Raw genomic sequence first — 15,100 nt, 5'->3', positions numbered from 1 at the left:
GCAGATTAACTATTTGAAAAGATTTAAAATTAATTATCTGCTTATCGGTGCCGTAACCGTGTTGCTGGCAGTGGCGCTTTGGCCCTCCATTCCCTGGTTCGGACAAGCCGAAAACCGCATCGCCGCCATTCAAGAGCGGGGGATTTTGCGCGTCAGTACAATTGAGTCGCCTCTGACTTATACCCTTTATCAGGGCAAACAAATTGGCCTCGATTATGAGTTAGCAGAACAGTTTGCCCATTACCTTGGCGTAAAACTGGAAGTGACTGTTCGCCCAAATATTCAAGAGCTGTTTGACGACATTGATAATGGCAAGGCCGATATTATCGCCGCGGGACTGGTGTACGACACGCAGCGCAGTCAACATTATCGGGCAGGTCCGGTCTATTATTCCGTTTCGCAGCAGATGGTTTATCGCATAGGCAGTCCGCGCCCGAAGACGTTGGCTGGCATCAAAGAAAACCAATTGGTGCTTTCGCCAGGTGTCACATCGCTTAGCGCGTTGAACAAACTTAAACAACAAAAATACCCTGATTTGAGCTGGCGCATTAATGAGCAGCTCAGCAGTACAGAACTGATGCAGCAAGTGGTGGAAGGGAAGATTGCTTTTACCATTGCCGATTCTGTCGCAATCAGCACTTTCCAGCGCGTTCATCCGCAGCTTGCTGTTGCCCTGGATATCACCGACGAACAGCCAGTAACCTGGTTCAGCGCATTAGACAGCGATGATAGCCTGTCCGCCGCCCTGCTCGACTTCTATAACCGCCTCAACAGTGACGACACTTTTGCGCGTCTGGAAGAAAAGTATCTCGGCCACGTTGGGGATTTTGATTACGTCGATACCCGCACGTTCCTCAAAGCGGTAGATGCCGTCCTGCCAGAGTTACAGCCATTATTCGAAAAGTATGCCACCGAACTTGACTGGCGCTTGCTGGCAGCCATCTCTTATCAGGAATCACACTGGGATAACCAGGCTACCTCTCCAACCGGTGTGCGCGGGCTGATGATGCTCACCAAAAATACCGCACAAAGCCTCGGTGTCACCGACCGGCTAGATCCGGAGCAAAGCATTCAAGGGGGAAGCCGTTATCTGAAGGATATGGTGGCAAAAGTCCCTGACAGTGTGCCAAAGGATGAACAGATATGGTTTGCGCTGACGGCTTATAACATGGGTTATGCCCATATGCTTGATGCCCGCCAACTGACGGCGAAACAAAAAGGCAATCCGGATAGTTGGGCAGATGTAAAAACACGGCTGCCGTTACTTAGCCAAAAACAGTATTACTCGAAAACAACTTATGGATACGCCCGTGGTCATGAGGCGTATGCGTATGTGGAGAATATCCGGAAATATTACATCAGCCTGGTAGGGTACTTACTCGAGAAAGAGAAACAGGAAGCGCAAGAGCTTAAATATGCCGAGGCGTATCCAGTCGTTGCGCCAGTCGAGTTGGCTATTCCGAGCTTCGGGCCTTTTCCTTTAGGGCCTTTTTCTCAAGACGGCGGGCTCGAAAAAAATCACTCAGCATGGCCGAACACTCTTCTGCCAAAACGCCCTCAGTCACCGTAACCTGGTGATTCATACCAGGATGACCCAGCACATCCATTAGCGATCCGATTGCGCCGGTTTTGGCATCACGCGCGCCAAACACCAAATTACCGATGCGGCCATGAACCATCGCCCCAGCACACATTACGCAAGGCTCAAGGGTGACATACAGAGTGGTTTCCAGCAGACGATAGTTTTGCAAAACCAAACCGCCCTGACGCAGCGCCATAATTTCCGCATGCGCTGTCGGATCATGTCGGCCAATAGGCCGGTTCCAGCCCTCACCTATCACCTGGTTGTTATGCACCAACACCGCGCCAACCGGAACTTCACCTTCTTCCCATGCACGACGAGCGAGGGTCAATGCATGACGCATCCAGTGTTCGTGGGTAAATTCGCGTTCTGACAAGGGACTCTCCGGGCTAGATTTGGGCGGCGCATTATACACATCGACTAACCTTACCCAAAATAATTCGAGTTGCAGAAAGGCGGCAAGTGAGGGAATCCCGATGAGCTTACTTTAGTAAGTGATTCGGGTGACCGAACGCAGCCAACGCATCTGCAGCTTGAAGTATGAAGGGTAATTATTCCAACTGCTGCAATTGCCCTTGTGGCGTGACGCGCCAGCGGTGTTGGCAGAAATAGAGCAAGGGGTTGTCCTGATTGCTGTCGCTATACCCGCTGTAGAGTTGCAATGGCGTACCAATTTGCTGTTCGAGCTGTGATACTTTTTCATGTCCCAGGCAACGCAATGTGAGTACCCACCCACCGTGGGAGCGCTTGATTTGGCTGGCGATAAGCTTAACTTTTGGTAGCCACGGGGTATCAAAATAAACCTGCTGCACCAACGGTTGCGGAGAACCGGTAATCAACCACACATCAGCATCTGAACTGGTGAGGTAATCGGTCAGGCGCTGCTGTACCACGGGAAAAGCGGTAACGCGGCTGCGAAACCATGTCACAAAATTTGTTTCCAACTGCTTGAGGCGCGTTTCACTGTGACCAAAGGTTGCGCCCCACAATAACAGGCTCATCGGCCAGCGAGCGGCGCGTCCTTTTATCAGCAACGCGCCACCTATCACCGGCAGGAGCGGCGCGACAAGTAACAGATTGAGGGGTTGATGGCGCAGCAGGTAGCGCAAGAAACTGCCGAACATATCCTGCTGATGCAAGGTGCCATCTAAATCGAAAAAAACCACCCGACGCTCACTCTGAATTGCCAAACGTTACTCCTCTGGATCATTAAAGCCCATAAACCATGTAAATAAGAACCCGGCGATTACCGCTATCAGAAAGCCTAACAGATAGAACATCACTTTTCCGGCAACATTAACCTGAAATGCTAAAGGTCACCACCATCGCCACTTTCCAGTAACTGATTAGCACCGCCCAAGCATGCACCGATATCATGGCAAGCAAAATTTACGTTACTATGGCGTCGCTCACATAATTGCCCCGACTGACTGGAGAGGAAATGAACTGCTTACTGCGTATTCGAAGCCGCTACCCAACCCTGGCACAAAGCGACCGTAGACTGGCTGACTTTTTGCTGGAGAAGCCCGACTACGCGCGTCATTTAAGTTCACAGCAGCTCGCCGCCGAAGCGGGTGTAAGTCAGTCCAGCGTGGTGAAGTTTTCCCAAAAGCTGGGTTTCAAAGGCTTTCCTGCCCTCAAACTGGCAATCAGTGAGGCGCTCGCCAGCAATCCTGAACGACAATCCGTCCCAGTTCATAATCTGATTTTGGGTGATGACCCGCTGCGTTTAGTGGGTGAAAAGCTCATTAAGGATAATTTGGCGGCGATGCACGCCACGCTTGATGTCAACAGCGAAGAAAAGCTGCTGGCGAGCGTGGACATGTTGCGAAATGCACGACGCGTGCTGCTGGTAGGAATTGGCGCGTCCGGCCTGGTCGCTAAGAATTTTGCCTGGAAGCTGATGAAAATTGGCATTAATGCCGTGGCGGAGCAAGACATGCACGCATTACTGGCAACGGCGCAAGCCTCAAATAGTGACGATGTGCTGTTGGCGATTTCCTATTCTGGTGAACGGCGTGAGATAAATCTCGCCGCTGACGAAACCTTGCGCACCGGGGCAAAAATCCTCGCCATTACCGGCTTTACCCCCAACGCATTACAACAACGTGCAACGCTGTGCTTGTATACCATCGCCGAAGAACAAGCGACGCGTAGTGCGGCAATTTCATCGACCAGTGCGCAGATGATGCTGACCGATTTGCTATTTATGGCGCTGGTACAACGGGATCTGGAACACGCACCGAAGCGTATTCGCCACAGTGAAGCCCTGGTAAAAAAACTGGTTTGATCAGAGATTGGGCGTATAATGCCCGCCCTGTTTCTGTTGTTTCTGAGATCTTCCCATGGCGCTGCTCATCACCAAAAAATGTATTAACTGCGATATGTGCGAGCCGGAGTGCCCGAACGAAGCCATTTCCATGGGGGACAGCATTTATGAGATCAACGCCGATCGTTGCACCGAGTGCGTCGGACACTACGAAACACCTACCTGCCAGAAAGTTTGCCCGATCCCTAACACCATCATCAGCGATCCTGAGCGCATCGAAAACGAAGAGCAACTGTGGGATAAGTTTGTCCAGTTGCACCATGCCGATAAGCTCTAACTTTCAATGATCACTGTAGCGCACGCATAGTGCCGTTCATCGGCAAGCGTCACATGCACCGAACGGACGCCCATTCTTTGCGCGACTCGCTCGGCCTCTTCCCAAAAGCGTAACTGCGGTTTACCCAACGGGTCGTTAAATACTTCGAACTGATTAAACGCAAGACCGTTACGTATCCCGGTGCCAAAGGCTTTGGCCGCCGCTTCTTTTACAGCAAAACGTTTAGCAAGAAAGCGCACCGGTTGCTGGTGCGCCTGGTATTGCAGCCATTCGTTGGCACTGAGCACACGCTTCGCCAGTCGGTCACCCGAACGCGAGATAACGCTTTCAATACGCGCTATCTCAACGATATCAGTACCAAGGCCGAGAATAGCCATTAGCTACGCGCTTCCTGCATCAGACGTTTCATTTCTGCCACTGCTTCTTTCAAACCGCTCATGACCGCACGGCCAATAATCGCATGACCGATATTCAGCTCATGCATTTCAGGCAGGCGAGCAATGGCTTTAACATTGTGATAAGTCAAACCGTGTCCGGCATTCACTTTCAGGCCTTTACCTGCTGCGTAAGTTGCCGCTTCAGCGATTCGAGCCAGTTCTTTCGCCTGAGTCGCTTCGTCTTTTGCATCGGCGTAGCAACCCGTATGAATTTCGATATACGGTGCGCCAACGGCTACAGCGGCATCAATTTGTGCGTGGTCAGCATCAATAAACAGGGAAACCAAAATATTGGCATCCGCCAGGCGTTTGCAGGCATCACGCATTTTATCGAGCTGACCAGCGACATCCAGCCCACCTTCAGTCGTCACTTCCTGACGCTTTTCAGGCACCAGGCAACAAAAATGTGGTTTGGTTTCACAAGCAATCCCAAGCATCTCTTCAGTGACGGCCATTTCCAGATTCATACGCGTATCGAGGGTCTGGCGCAGAATGCGGACATCGCGGTCGGTGATGTGGCGGCGATCTTCTCGCAGGTGAACCGTAATACCGTCAGCGCCTGCTTGCTCGCAGATAAATGCCGCCTGCACCGGGTCTGGATATGCCGTGCCGCGTGCATTACGCAAAGTTGCGATGTGATCAATGTTTACGCCTAACAGTAATTCAGCCATGACAATCCTCGAGTTCAGAATAGGTTTGAGTTCCGGCAGTTTACACCCGGTAAGGAAAGCATGGCTACGACCAGGCGTTATTGCGGGTCTTGAGGTGATTTAAGTGGTGGTTTTTTGGGCACAAACTGACGGAATAACTCGCGACTTTTGAGGGGTTTGCCACCCAGATAGGGTTTCAAAGCCATACGAGTAAAGCGTTTCGCAGCCCGTAAGGTTGCGATATCAGGAAATTCACGGTTCGCGAGAGCTTTTAATTCATGCCCGGTGAAACTGCGGTTATCCACCACCAGGCTTGCGATAAACCCTTTTTCTTCACGATAGCGGTAAGTCATGGTGTCGCTGACTTCTTCCCCGCTGCCTGCGCAGTGTAAGAAATCCACGCCATAACCCAGGTGCCCCAGCAGCGCCAATTCAAAACGGCGCAAAGCCGGTTCCGGTGAACCGCTGGTTCCCGCTAATGCCTGGATACAGTGGAGGTAGTCGAAGAATAATTCGGAAAAGCGCGTTTCATCTTCCAGCACGCGTGAAACCAGTTCATTCACGTACAGGCCGCTGTAGAGCGTGATACCACTTAGAGGGAGTGCCAGTGAGACAGCTTCGGCGCTTCGCAGTGTCTTGACTTCACCACGACCGCCCCAGCGAACCAGCAAGGGGGTAAAGGGTTGTAGCGTCCCTTTGAGGTTAGAACGGCGAGAACGAGCGCCTTTCGCAATGAGGCGAACACGCCCGGACTCTTCAGAAAAGAGATCAAGTAGAAGGCTGGTTTCGCTCCAGGGGCGACTATGCAGGACAAAAGCCCGTTGCCAGCCTTCCATTTTCTTATTTCAAATCGTCGGTGTAACCCAGGCTACGCAGCGCGCGCTCGTCATCTGCCCATCCGGATTTCACCTTAACCCACAGTTCAAGGTGGATTTTGGCTTCGAACATCTCTTCCATATCTTTACGTGCTTCGATACCGATGGTTTTGATCTTGGCGCCTTTGTTGCCAATCACCATCTTCTTCTGGCCTTCGCGTTCGACCAGAATCAGGCCGTTAATGTCATAACCGCCACGGGCGTTAGACACGAACTGCTCGATTTCAACAGTCACAGAATACGGCAGTTCAGCACCGAGGAAACGCATCAGTTTTTCACGGATGATTTCAGATGCCATAAAGCGCTGTGAACGGTCGGTGATGTAATCTTCCGGGAAGTGATGGGTCGCTTCTGGCAGACGTTTACGAACGATGCTGGCAATAGTGTCCACGTTCATACCGTTTTCAGCAGAGATCGGTACGATATCGAGGAAGTTCATCTGGCTGCCAAGGAACTGTAGATGTGGCAGCAAAACGCCTTTATCCTGGACGTTATCAACTTTGTTGACCGCCAGAATAACCGGCGCACGAGCGTCACGCAGCTTGTTGAGCACCATCTCATCATCTGCGGTCCACTTAGTCCCTTCAACCACAAAGATAACCAGCTCAACGTCACCGATAGAACTGCTGGCCGCTTTGTTCATCAAACGGTTGATAGCACGCTTTTCTTCCATATGCAGCCCTGGGGTATCAACGTAAATCGCCTGATACGGGCCTTCGGTATGGATACCCATAATGCGGTGACGAGTGGTCTGCGCTTTACGAGAAGTGATAGAGATTTTTTGCCCAAGCAACTGGTTTAGCAGCGTGGATTTGCCGACATTTGGGCGACCAACGATGGCCACGAATCCGCAAAAGGTTTGTTCTTCGCTCATTATTCCAGCTCCAGCTTGATAAGCGCCTGCTCAGCTGCAGCCTGTTCCGCTTTACGGCGGCTTGAACCGGTACCAATCACCGGCTCAGGCAGGCCACTCACCTGACAGTGAATGGTAAATTCCTGATCGTGCGCTTCACCACGAACCTGCACAACCAAATAAGATGGCAGCGGTAAGTGGCGACCCTGCAAATACTCTTGCAGACGCGTCTTAGGGTCTTTTTGCTTATCGCCTGGGCTAATTTCATCCAGACGAGATTGATACCAGGAAAGAATTAAACGCTCAACATTCTGGATATCGCTGTCGAGGAACACACCACCAATTAAGGCTTCGACGGTATCGGCCAGAATAGATTCGCGACGGAAACCGCCGCTTTTCAATTCGCCCGGCCCAAGGCGCAGACATTCGCCTAATTCAAATTCGCGGGCAATTTCTGCCAACGTATTTCCGCGTACCAGCGTCGCACGCATACGGCTCATATCGCCTTCATCTACTCGAGGAAAACGATGGTATAGCGCGTTTGCAATAACGTAGCTAAGAATGGAGTCGCCTAAAAACTCAAGACGCTCATTATGTTTGCTGCTGGCACTGCGATGCGTTAATGCCTGTTGCAACAGATCCTGATGTACAAAAGTGTAGCCCAGCTTACGCTGCAGCCTATTAATTACGATGGGGTTCATGCGATACCAATTAATGAATGCGTCAATTATTCAGCACACGGAACAGACCTGAAAAAAAGAACCAACGCTGTTTCGTTTGCCGTGGCTCCCTTTCGGGAGCCAACCTAATACGGGGGGATATTCTATACGCAACGACAAGGTATGTCGTCACTTGAATGGATTTAATTGATCAATGAATTCCGCCAATACGGCTTAAACGAACACCCGTTGGCCATTCACCCTCTTGTTTATCAAAACTCATCCAGATTGCAGTCGCTTTACCCACCAGATTCGCCTCAGGAACAAAGCCCCAGTAACGGCTATCAGCGCTGTTATCGCGGTTATCACCCATCATGAAGTAATGACCCGGCGGTACTATCCACGTCGCCAGTTGTTGACCAGGTTGCTGGTAGTACATCCCCAGTTGGTCCTGTGCAATTGGCACGGTCAGAATGCGGTGAGATACATCACCCAGTGTTTCTTTGCGCTCAGACAGGCGGATACCGTCTTCTTTGGTCTGGTTCAACGGCAACTGGAAGAAACCAGAGTTTGCTTCACCACCGTTACGACGCGCAAAAGTCTGCACAAAATCACTTGGCTCTACATGGCTATAAGTGATTGGCAGTGCGTTATCACATGCCTGGCCAGAACTACAATTTGGCTGAACAGTCACTTCTTTAGCGACAGGATCGTAGCTGACACGATCACCCGGCAAACCGACTGCACGCTTGATGTAATCAAGACGCGGATCTTGTGGATATTTGAACACCACAATATCGCCACGTTTAGGATGACCCGTTTCAATTAGCGTTTTCTGGTAAATCGGATCTTTAATACCGTATGCAAATTTTTCCACCAGAATAAAATCACCAATTAATAACGTTGGCATCATTGATCCTGATGGAATCTGGAACGGTTCGTAAATAAACGAGCGCACGATCAAGACAATAGCGAGCACCGGGAATACGGATGCCCCCGTTTCTAACCAACCTGGTTTCGGTGCGACTTTTTTTAGCGTTTTGCTATCAAGTGCATCGCCAGTGGCAGCTTGCGCTGCCGCCTGTTTTTCCCGACGCTTTGGCGCAAAGATAAATTTATCAATACACCATAGAAGACCTGTTACCAGCGTCGCTATCACGAGGATTAGCGCAAACATATTCGCCATGCCAACTCCTTAATTTATTTGCTGTCTTTGCCAACATGCAGAATGGCGAGGAAGGCTTCCTGAGGCAGTTCGACGTTGCCGACTTGCTTCATACGCTTTTTACCGTCTTTCTGTTTCTGCAACAGCTTTTTCTTACGGCTTACGTCACCGCCGTAGCATTTTGCCAATACGTTTTTACGTAACTGTTTAACAGTAGAACGCGCAATGATATGTGCGCCGATCGCCGCCTGAATTGCAATGTCGAACTGTTGGCGAGGGATCAATTCTTGCATCTTCTCGACCAGCTGACGTCCACGGAACTGCGAATTACCACGGTGAGTAATTAACGCCAGGGCATCAACGCGATCGCCGTTAATCAGTACATCAACACGCACCATGTCTGACGTCTGGAAACGCTTGAAGTTGTAGTCCAGGGAAGCATACCCGCGGGACGTTGATTTCAGACGGTCGAAGAAGTCGAGTACCACTTCAGCCATTGGGATTTCATAGGTCAGCGCAACCTGGTTACCGTGGTAAACCATATTGGTCTGCACGCCACGCTTCTCGATACACAGCGTGATAACGCTACCCAGATATTCCTGAGGCATCAGCATATGACACTCAGCAATCGGCTCACGCAGCTCAGCAATGTTATTCAATGCTGGCAGCTTGGATGGGCTATCTACATAAATCGTCTCACCACTGGTGGTTTCGACTTCGTAAACTACGGTAGGTGCTGTGGTAATCAGATCAAGATCGTATTCACGTTCCAGACGTTCCTGAATGATTTCCATGTGCAGCAGACCCAGGAAGCCGCAGCGGAAGCCAAAGCCTAACGCGGTAGAGCTTTCTGGTTCAAAGAATAAAGACGCATCATTCAGGCTGAGTTTGCCCAACGCATCACGGAAGTTTTCGTAATCGTCAGAGCTTACCGGGAACAGACCCGCATATACCTGCGGTTTCACCTTTTTAAAACCTGGCAGCGCTTTTTCTGCCGGATTACGTGAAAGGGTCAAGGTATCGCCCACTGGTGCACCGAGGATGTCTTTGATTGCACAGACCAACCAGCCTACTTCACCGCAACCCAGCACATCACGATCAACACGTTTTGGCGTGAAGATACCCAGACGGTCAGCGTTATAAACCTGGCCGGTACTCATCACCTTGATCTTATCGCCTTTCTTCATAGTGCCGTTTTTAATACGCACCAAAGAGACAACACCAAGATAGTTATCGAACCAGGAGTCAATGATCAGTGCCTGCAGGGGCGCGTCCGGATCACCTTCAGGTCCAGGGATATCACGGACCAGACGTTCGAGAACATCCGTTACACCAAAGCCAGTTTTTGCCGAGCAACGCACAGCGTCTGTTGCATCAATGCCAACGATATCTTCGATTTCCTGCGCAGCGCGTTCAGGATCGGCTGCTGGTAGGTCAATTTTGTTCAGGACTGGAACCACTTCCAGATCCATTTCCATGGCGGTATAGCAGTTTGCCAGGGTCTGAGCTTCAACACCCTGACCAGCATCTACGACCAGCAAGGCACCTTCACAGGCAGCCAAAGAACGGGAAACTTCATAAGAGAAGTCAACGTGGCCTGGGGTGTCGATGAAATTCAGATGATAAGTTTCACCATCGCTTGCTTTGTAATCCAGCGTTACGCTTTGCGCTTTAATGGTAATACCACGTTCACGCTCCAGATCCATGGAGTCAAGAACCTGGGCTTCCATTTCACGATCGGACAAGCCACCGCAAATTTGGATAATACGGTCAGACAGCGTCGATTTGCCGTGGTCGATGTGGGCAATAATAGAAAAGTTTCTTATATTCTTCATAAATATGGTTTTTTATGCTCGCTATGCGGATTAATTCTTTTTGATGGACACAGCGGTGGACACTCCACAGTAACTACCCCATCAACGACTGGCGTGCATATTACACTGTAGTGGCTAACTCGTCAGCATATGGGTTCTATACTTTCTGTTCTACCGGAGGTGTCCATGTGTGGAAGATTCACTCAAGTTAAATCTCGCGACGACTATCTCGAGTTTCTTCTGGAAGAAGCCGAGAGCAGTATCCCCTATGACCCCGAACCGATTGGCAGGTTCAATGTTGCGCCTGGCACCAAAGTTCTTCTCCTTAATAACAGAGAAGACTCCCTTCATCTCGATCCCGTGATCTGGTCATACGCGCCTGGTTGGTGGGACAAAGCACCACTGATAAATGCCAGGGTAGAAACTGCGGCCACCAGCCGGATGTTTAAGCCGCTGTGGAATCATGGCCGGGCGATTGTGTTTGCTGATGGTTGGTATGAGTGGAAAAAGGAAGGAGACAAAAAGCAGCCGTATTACATCTACCGGAAGGACAGGAAGCCACTGTTCTTTGCCGCGATTGGCAAGCAGCCGTTTGATGTGGGAGATGAAGCAGAGGGATTTTTGATAGTGACGGCAGCCGCCGATCACGGCTTGGTCGATATTCACGACCGCAGACCTTTAGTTTTCTCACCTGCTGCAGCACTGGAATGGATGGATCCGGAAACTACTGGGGCACAAGCCAGCGAACTGGCTCATGACGCTGCGGTGCCAGCCGATGAATTTACCTGGCACCCGGTAACGCGAGCCGTTGGGAATGTGAAGAACCAGAGCCCGGAACTCATTGAACCGATAAGCAATCCAGCGGCATAGTTAGATGACAGGCCTGTCGTCTTGCAGCACCGATAAAATCGTTTTCGTGACCTTGCCGATAATCACCACATCATCCAGTGCTTCGCCCTCTATCGCCTCACCATCTTCGGTAATGAAAGCATTACCCTGAATTCGTGCGAACTGAGAGTTTCCACAGAACTGAATCAGTACCGTGTCACCCTGCATGGGTTTTCTGGTTTTACTGAGCAGAACATAACCATTCTCAGTTGTGACAAGCACCGAATCACCCGGCGTGACACCGCAGATATCATTAAGATCGAGAGGACGGGCGACGTAATCAGCAGCTGGCGAAGGAAATCCCATGACTAAATCCACCCATCAGAGTTGTACAACATGAAGGTTCTGCCCTCGCCTTCCACGGCAGAGATGTCTTTGAACGTCGTGACATAATATTCAATCCACACGTTCGCTTCCCTCTGACTCCAGTACCAGTTCAGCTTCGCCAGTTCCTTGACGAAATCAACTGTGGTGACTGTGCGCCGCCCACTCTGTTCATGTTTGATAGCGTTACGAAACGCCTGCTCGATATCAGATTTACGAGGCATAACTCCCCCTTAAAATGCACTGTATTTATATACAGTAATTCTAATTGAATAACTGATCAAGCGAACCGACATGGCAGGCGGGCATCGTTTTGAGCTTCAGATATGAAAGGGCTTTACTGATGAAGGGATTACACGTTGTGTAAATTTTTCAGGATTACGCTGAGGTTGATTCTTCGTGGGCTTTTTCCGCTGCCGCTCTTTCAGCGTCTTCCATCGCTTTTTTCGTTGCCATTATCTTTTGGTTATAAATACTGTCCTCGGGCATTTCCACACGTACAGAGATAAACTGGTCCGCAGGGATATCTATAGGATCGCCATCAGCAACGCCATCAACTTGATTTCGAGCGAACGCTGGGGCGGCAGGATGCGTACGATGATAAGTTTTAACAAGAACCGAGCCATCAGGGTTAACTTCAAAATCGAGCCAGATAAGCGGCTGTCGATTGCGGTCCTGAGGAACATCGAAACCACCATTAATGCCGCCCCAGGCAGCATCCGCATTCAGCCCTATGCACCCCTGAATTAAGTATTCACCGATCCCCTTACGAACGACCGTTACGCCCTCTGACTCGTCGTTTGACTCCGATCGTCCATCATGAAAGACCTTGATTACGGGGGATGCTGCCTTCAGGGTGCCGTCCGCTGCTTTAGTCGTGTTGGCATCGGTATAAACCTGACTTAATTGCCCATTATACTGAGGATCAACCGATTGAAGGCGGAGATGTATACGAGGTTTTGCGCCAACAATTGTCGGGAAGATTATTTGGTATTGCGTATCCGCGTTAAACGGTACGACAAGTATTGACGCATTATTATCAATCCCTCCCAGCAGGGCTTTTGTAAGGAACGTTCCACCTGGCAGGGAGGAACTTAGCGCTTGCTGCTGTAGCGTCTGAGTCCCCAGACCAAAAGCGCCAACTTTCAAAATTCTGCCTGATGTGATGTCGGTTGGTCCGGTTTGCGGAACAAGTCCCAGGGCAGACTGCGCCCCAGACACTGTATCAGCGCCTGTGCCACCAGCGGTGACAGGTAATGCTGGTTTGATACTGTCTTTGCGTAAAACCATAATCTTTCTCCTATGCCCAGACGCGAGCAGGTGTAGCTGGGGTAACTATGAATGGCGCTAATTCGGCGGTATCAATGTCATCAACAATACGCAGATTAATGTGCCAGCCCGCTTCAGGTTTATATTCTGGTTCCTCGGCCTCCGAGTCATCAGTGGTGTAAATCGTGCCGATGACATCAATGCAAATACCAGGATGGTAAATGGCATCACTTTCGTCCTTCACGAGACCAAACTGAATAAGCACCTGCCTCGCCTGCTCTTCACTTGGAAATTTCAGATAGATATCTTTCATCAGCGGAGGCTCTTTAGTTGTGCATCAGTTAATGCGCGGTGCCAGATGCGGAAATTGCGGATGTGACCATAGAGGTGTTGGTTATTTGAACCTGTATTACCAATGCCCACATTCTGAGAATAAACACGCGTTTTAGTCATGTTCCCATTCATGTTGCCGACACTGCCATTGTTCAGATACTTGGCGTTATTATTATCTCTGTCGGCCATTACCCCACGAACAAGCATACTCCCTGGAGTGGCCTGTGCAGGGGTTAGCAGCGCTACTTTTTCGTTACTAAAGAATTGGATATTTGCTGAAGTAGCATCGGTATAAATATATGTAACTTGATCTCCATAAGCGTGAGCACGGAACCCTGAGCCTATTCCCATATAATTACACTCAAGCGTGACGGTATAAGGCATCCCCAGCGCTGGTAAATTCAAAGCTGACTGAATGTTACAATTATCCGGCGCTCGTGTTGCTGCTGCTCCATTTGTTGGGATGTAACTGGTTGCGAATGACAGGGCTTCAAGCTGAATTCCCCATAATGAAAACTCCTTACCTTTTGTATTTACATAGAGTCTTAATATGGAGTCACCCGTAGCAAAAGCCTTTGTAACTACATACCGTGCCCACGTGCTGGTATTTTGTACAGTTACGAAAGTGCCAGAGGTATCCCCGGATCCAAACCGAATAAAGAAGATGATCTCGCTGTCAGATTCGTTTTTTACCCAAAATGAAAGCGTGTAGGTAGTTCCCACCACCATCGGATTTGCATCACTGGTATTAATCCCGTCACCTGCGACGGTCATTTTTAACGCCGTACTCGTGCTATCCGGTGCCAGTTGACCAAAGGTTTTGACGTTACCCGTCGCATTGGGCTCGCCCCAAGTACCGAGTGAGCTGGCAAATGAGCTTGTCCGCAACAAATTAGTACTCTGCCCCTCAATTAGAAGCCCCTCCTTCTCAAATCGAGGCTCATTAATCGCTGCTGTTTGAAGAACCCCCGATTTATCGATATATGTCGCTGTACTGGCACGGGTAAATGTCGCGCTGCGGGACGGTAGCTCTAAGTAATCGGAGCCGATGGTGATGCGATCATATGGCCCATTGCCTGCCAGCATTTGCAGACTGTCATTGAAGGGGATCCAGACATCCGGAAAGGGTGCACTTTCCCAGTTATCCGGATTGGCAAGCTGGGCACGGTCAGCATCGGCTTTTGCACTTGCGGCGCTTGCTGCTGAATTTGTCTCGCTGGTCTTTGCCGCGTTCTGGCTGGCTAATGCCGCTGCAGCCCGACTGGCAGAATTTGTTTCGCTGGTTTTGGCGTTGGTTTCACTGATTTTCGCCGCATCTTTTGATGCACCAGCGGTGACTTTATCAGCTGCCACTTGTGTGGCGTCGGAGTGCACCTGTGCCGCCACAGTAGTAAATGCAGGAAGATCGGCATCAGTGGCTAACTTCACAAGCTTAGGCCAGCTTGGTCCTGTTTTCTTTTGCCCGTTTGCCAGCTCGATTTCAACATCATCCGGACCGGTGAGCAGTTTGTCCTGGTTACTGATATCGATGCGCGCCTGGCGGAAAGCTTCCGTCACCGCCTTTGCTAAATCGTCATCAACTGTTGCCATATTTCGTATCCACCATGAAATGAAAAACCCGCCGAAGCGGGTTAATTTGAGTGCG

At 50.2% G+C, this 15,100-nt stretch carries 18 protein-coding genes and 1 pseudogene; 4 read left to right on the top strand and 15 right to left on the bottom strand.

Features of this window, described 5'->3' with window-relative positions:
- Positions 1-13: 13 nt before the first annotated feature.
- Entirely contained in the window at positions 14-1,570 is a 1,557-nt protein-coding gene (gene mltF, locus RHD99_RS05650) for a membrane-bound lytic murein transglycosylase MltF (protein ID WP_183270223.1), read from the top strand.
- Here the strand turns inward: mltF and tadA are convergent.
- From tadA to RHD99_RS05635, 3 genes and pseudogenes are all read right to left on the bottom strand, one after another.
- Positions 1,455-1,925, bottom strand: a complete 471-nt coding sequence (gene tadA / locus RHD99_RS05645; RefSeq protein ID WP_374708473.1) for a tRNA adenosine(34) deaminase TadA — start codon at positions 1,923-1,925, stop codon at positions 1,455-1,457. The two genes, mltF and tadA, sit on opposite strands and share 116 nt — an antisense overlap.
- A 208-nt stretch (positions 1,926-2,133) precedes the next feature.
- A complete protein-coding gene (yfhb, locus tag RHD99_RS05640) occupies positions 2,134-2,766 on the bottom strand; it encodes a phosphatidylglycerophosphatase C (RefSeq protein WP_309879082.1) in 633 nt (210 codons plus the stop codon).
- Between the two features lie 9 nt (positions 2,767-2,775).
- A pseudogene (locus RHD99_RS05635) lies at positions 2,776-2,954 on the bottom strand (PTS transporter subunit EIIC); the annotation flags it as partial.
- Between the two features lie 69 nt (positions 2,955-3,023).
- Between RHD99_RS05635 and RHD99_RS05630 the strand changes: the two are divergent.
- Both RHD99_RS05630 and RHD99_RS05625 read left to right on the top strand, forming a co-directional pair.
- Positions 3,024-3,872 (top strand): MurR/RpiR family transcriptional regulator, encoded by an 849-nt coding sequence (locus tag RHD99_RS05630; protein WP_309877848.1) that lies wholly within the window; start codon positions 3,024-3,026, stop codon positions 3,870-3,872.
- A 55-nt stretch (positions 3,873-3,927) separates the two neighbouring features.
- Positions 3,928-4,188 (top strand): YfhL family 4Fe-4S dicluster ferredoxin, encoded by a 261-nt coding sequence (locus tag RHD99_RS05625; protein ID WP_309877847.1) that lies wholly within the window; start codon positions 3,928-3,930, stop codon positions 4,186-4,188.
- On the opposite strand, the gene acpS is transcribed toward RHD99_RS05625, so the two are convergent.
- The 7 genes from acpS to lepA all read right to left on the bottom strand — a co-directional run bounded on the left by acpS (position 4,185) and on the right by lepA (position 10,662).
- Entirely contained in the window at positions 4,185-4,565 is a 381-nt protein-coding gene (acpS, locus tag RHD99_RS05620; RefSeq protein WP_270143627.1) for a holo-ACP synthase, read from the bottom strand. The two genes, RHD99_RS05625 and acpS, sit on opposite strands and share 4 nt — an antisense overlap.
- A complete protein-coding gene (pdxJ, locus tag RHD99_RS05615) occupies positions 4,565-5,296 on the bottom strand; it encodes a pyridoxine 5'-phosphate synthase (RefSeq protein WP_309877846.1) in 732 nt (243 codons plus the stop codon). The genes acpS and pdxJ overlap by 1 nt, the downstream gene beginning before the upstream one ends.
- 77 nt (positions 5,297-5,373) lie before the next feature.
- Positions 5,374-6,111, bottom strand: a complete 738-nt coding sequence (recO, locus tag RHD99_RS05610) for a DNA repair protein RecO (protein WP_183270228.1) — start codon at positions 6,109-6,111, stop codon at positions 5,374-5,376.
- 4 nt (positions 6,112-6,115) lie between these two features.
- Positions 6,116-7,024 (bottom strand): GTPase Era, encoded by a 909-nt coding sequence (era, locus tag RHD99_RS05605; protein ID WP_183270229.1) that lies wholly within the window; start codon positions 7,022-7,024, stop codon positions 6,116-6,118.
- Positions 7,024-7,704 (bottom strand): ribonuclease III, encoded by a 681-nt coding sequence (rnc, locus tag RHD99_RS05600; protein ID WP_034459305.1) that lies wholly within the window; start codon positions 7,702-7,704, stop codon positions 7,024-7,026. The genes era and rnc overlap by 1 nt, the downstream gene beginning before the upstream one ends.
- A 169-nt stretch (positions 7,705-7,873) precedes the next feature.
- Entirely contained in the window at positions 7,874-8,848 is a 975-nt protein-coding gene (lepB, locus tag RHD99_RS05595) for a signal peptidase I (protein ID WP_183270230.1), read from the bottom strand.
- A 14-nt stretch (positions 8,849-8,862) separates the two neighbouring features.
- Positions 8,863-10,662, bottom strand: coding sequence for a translation elongation factor 4 (lepA, locus tag RHD99_RS05590; RefSeq protein ID WP_183270231.1), 1,800 nt, complete (start codon positions 10,660-10,662; stop codon positions 8,863-8,865).
- 165 nt (positions 10,663-10,827) lie between these two features.
- Here lepA and RHD99_RS05585 point away from each other — a divergent pair, with 165 nt between their 5' ends.
- Entirely contained in the window at positions 10,828-11,511 is a 684-nt protein-coding gene (locus RHD99_RS05585; RefSeq protein WP_309877845.1) for an SOS response-associated peptidase family protein, read from the top strand.
- Here the strand turns inward: RHD99_RS05585 and RHD99_RS05580 are convergent, their stop codons facing one another.
- From RHD99_RS05580 to RHD99_RS05560, 5 genes are all read right to left on the bottom strand, one after another.
- Entirely contained in the window at positions 11,512-11,835 is a 324-nt protein-coding gene (locus tag RHD99_RS05580) for a LexA family transcriptional regulator (protein WP_309877844.1), read from the bottom strand.
- 2 nt (positions 11,836-11,837) lie between these two features.
- Positions 11,838-12,077 carry a DNA polymerase V gene (locus RHD99_RS05575; RefSeq protein ID WP_309877843.1) on the bottom strand — a complete coding sequence of 80 codons (240 nt, stop codon included), beginning with the start codon at positions 12,075-12,077 and terminating at the stop codon, positions 11,838-11,840.
- Between the two features lie 154 nt (positions 12,078-12,231).
- Positions 12,232-13,143, bottom strand: a complete 912-nt coding sequence (locus RHD99_RS05570) for a phage tail fiber protein (protein ID WP_309877842.1) — start codon at positions 13,141-13,143, stop codon at positions 12,232-12,234.
- A gap of 10 nt (positions 13,144-13,153) precedes the next feature.
- Complete coding sequence (locus RHD99_RS05565) at positions 13,154-13,435, bottom strand: hypothetical protein (RefSeq protein ID WP_309877841.1); 282 nt, start codon at positions 13,433-13,435, stop codon at positions 13,154-13,156.
- On the bottom strand, positions 13,435-15,045 hold the full coding sequence (locus RHD99_RS05560) for a phage head spike fiber domain-containing protein (RefSeq protein WP_309877840.1): 1,611 nt from the start codon (positions 15,043-15,045) through the stop codon (positions 13,435-13,437). Before RHD99_RS05560 ends, RHD99_RS05565 begins: the two co-directional genes overlap by 1 nt.
- Between the last annotated feature and the right edge of the window lie 55 nt (positions 15,046-15,100).

The organism is Buttiauxella selenatireducens, from assembly GCF_031432975.1.
GTDB lineage: Bacteria > Pseudomonadota > Gammaproteobacteria > Enterobacterales > Enterobacteriaceae > Buttiauxella > Buttiauxella selenatireducens.
This window is presented reverse-complemented; position numbering and strand designations above follow the sequence as displayed.

Bases quoted from the DNA above. Each gene is read 5' to 3' on its own strand.
- RHD99_RS05585 (WP_309877845.1), top strand. From the start codon at position 10,828: ATGTGTGGAAGATTCACTCAAGTTAAATCTCGCGACGACTATCTCGAG.
- RHD99_RS05570 (WP_309877842.1), bottom strand. From the start codon at position 13,143: ATGGTTTTACGCAAAGACAGTATCAAACCAGCATTACCTGTCACCGCT.
- tadA (WP_374708473.1), bottom strand. From the start codon at position 1,925: ATGCGTCATGCATTGACCCTCGCTCGTCGTGCATGGGAAGAAGGTGAA.
- era (WP_183270229.1), bottom strand. From the start codon at position 7,024: ATGAGCGAAGAACAAACCTTTTGCGGATTCGTGGCCATCGTTGGTCGC.
- RHD99_RS05630 (WP_309877848.1), top strand. From the start codon at position 3,024: ATGAACTGCTTACTGCGTATTCGAAGCCGCTACCCAACCCTGGCACAA.
- RHD99_RS05580 (WP_309877844.1), bottom strand. From the start codon at position 11,835: ATGGGATTTCCTTCGCCAGCTGCTGATTACGTCGCCCGTCCTCTCGAT.
- pdxJ (WP_309877846.1), bottom strand. From the start codon at position 5,296: ATGGCTGAATTACTGTTAGGCGTAAACATTGATCACATCGCAACTTTG.
- rnc (WP_034459305.1), bottom strand. From the start codon at position 7,704: ATGAACCCCATCGTAATTAATAGGCTGCAGCGTAAGCTGGGCTACACT.
- lepB (WP_183270230.1), bottom strand. From the start codon at position 8,848: ATGGCGAATATGTTTGCGCTAATCCTCGTGATAGCGACGCTGGTAACA.
- RHD99_RS05575 (WP_309877843.1), bottom strand. From the start codon at position 12,077: ATGCCTCGTAAATCTGATATCGAGCAGGCGTTTCGTAACGCTATCAAA.
- acpS (WP_270143627.1), bottom strand. From the start codon at position 4,565: ATGGCTATTCTCGGCCTTGGTACTGATATCGTTGAGATAGCGCGTATT.
- recO (WP_183270228.1), bottom strand. From the start codon at position 6,111: ATGGAAGGCTGGCAACGGGCTTTTGTCCTGCATAGTCGCCCCTGGAGC.
- lepA (WP_183270231.1), bottom strand. From the start codon at position 10,662: ATGAAGAATATAAGAAACTTTTCTATTATTGCCCACATCGACCACGGC.
- RHD99_RS05560 (WP_309877840.1), bottom strand. From the start codon at position 15,045: ATGGCAACAGTTGATGACGATTTAGCAAAGGCGGTGACGGAAGCTTTC.
- RHD99_RS05625 (WP_309877847.1), top strand. From the start codon at position 3,928: ATGGCGCTGCTCATCACCAAAAAATGTATTAACTGCGATATGTGCGAG.
- RHD99_RS05565 (WP_309877841.1), bottom strand. From the start codon at position 13,435: ATGAAAGATATCTATCTGAAATTTCCAAGTGAAGAGCAGGCGAGGCAG.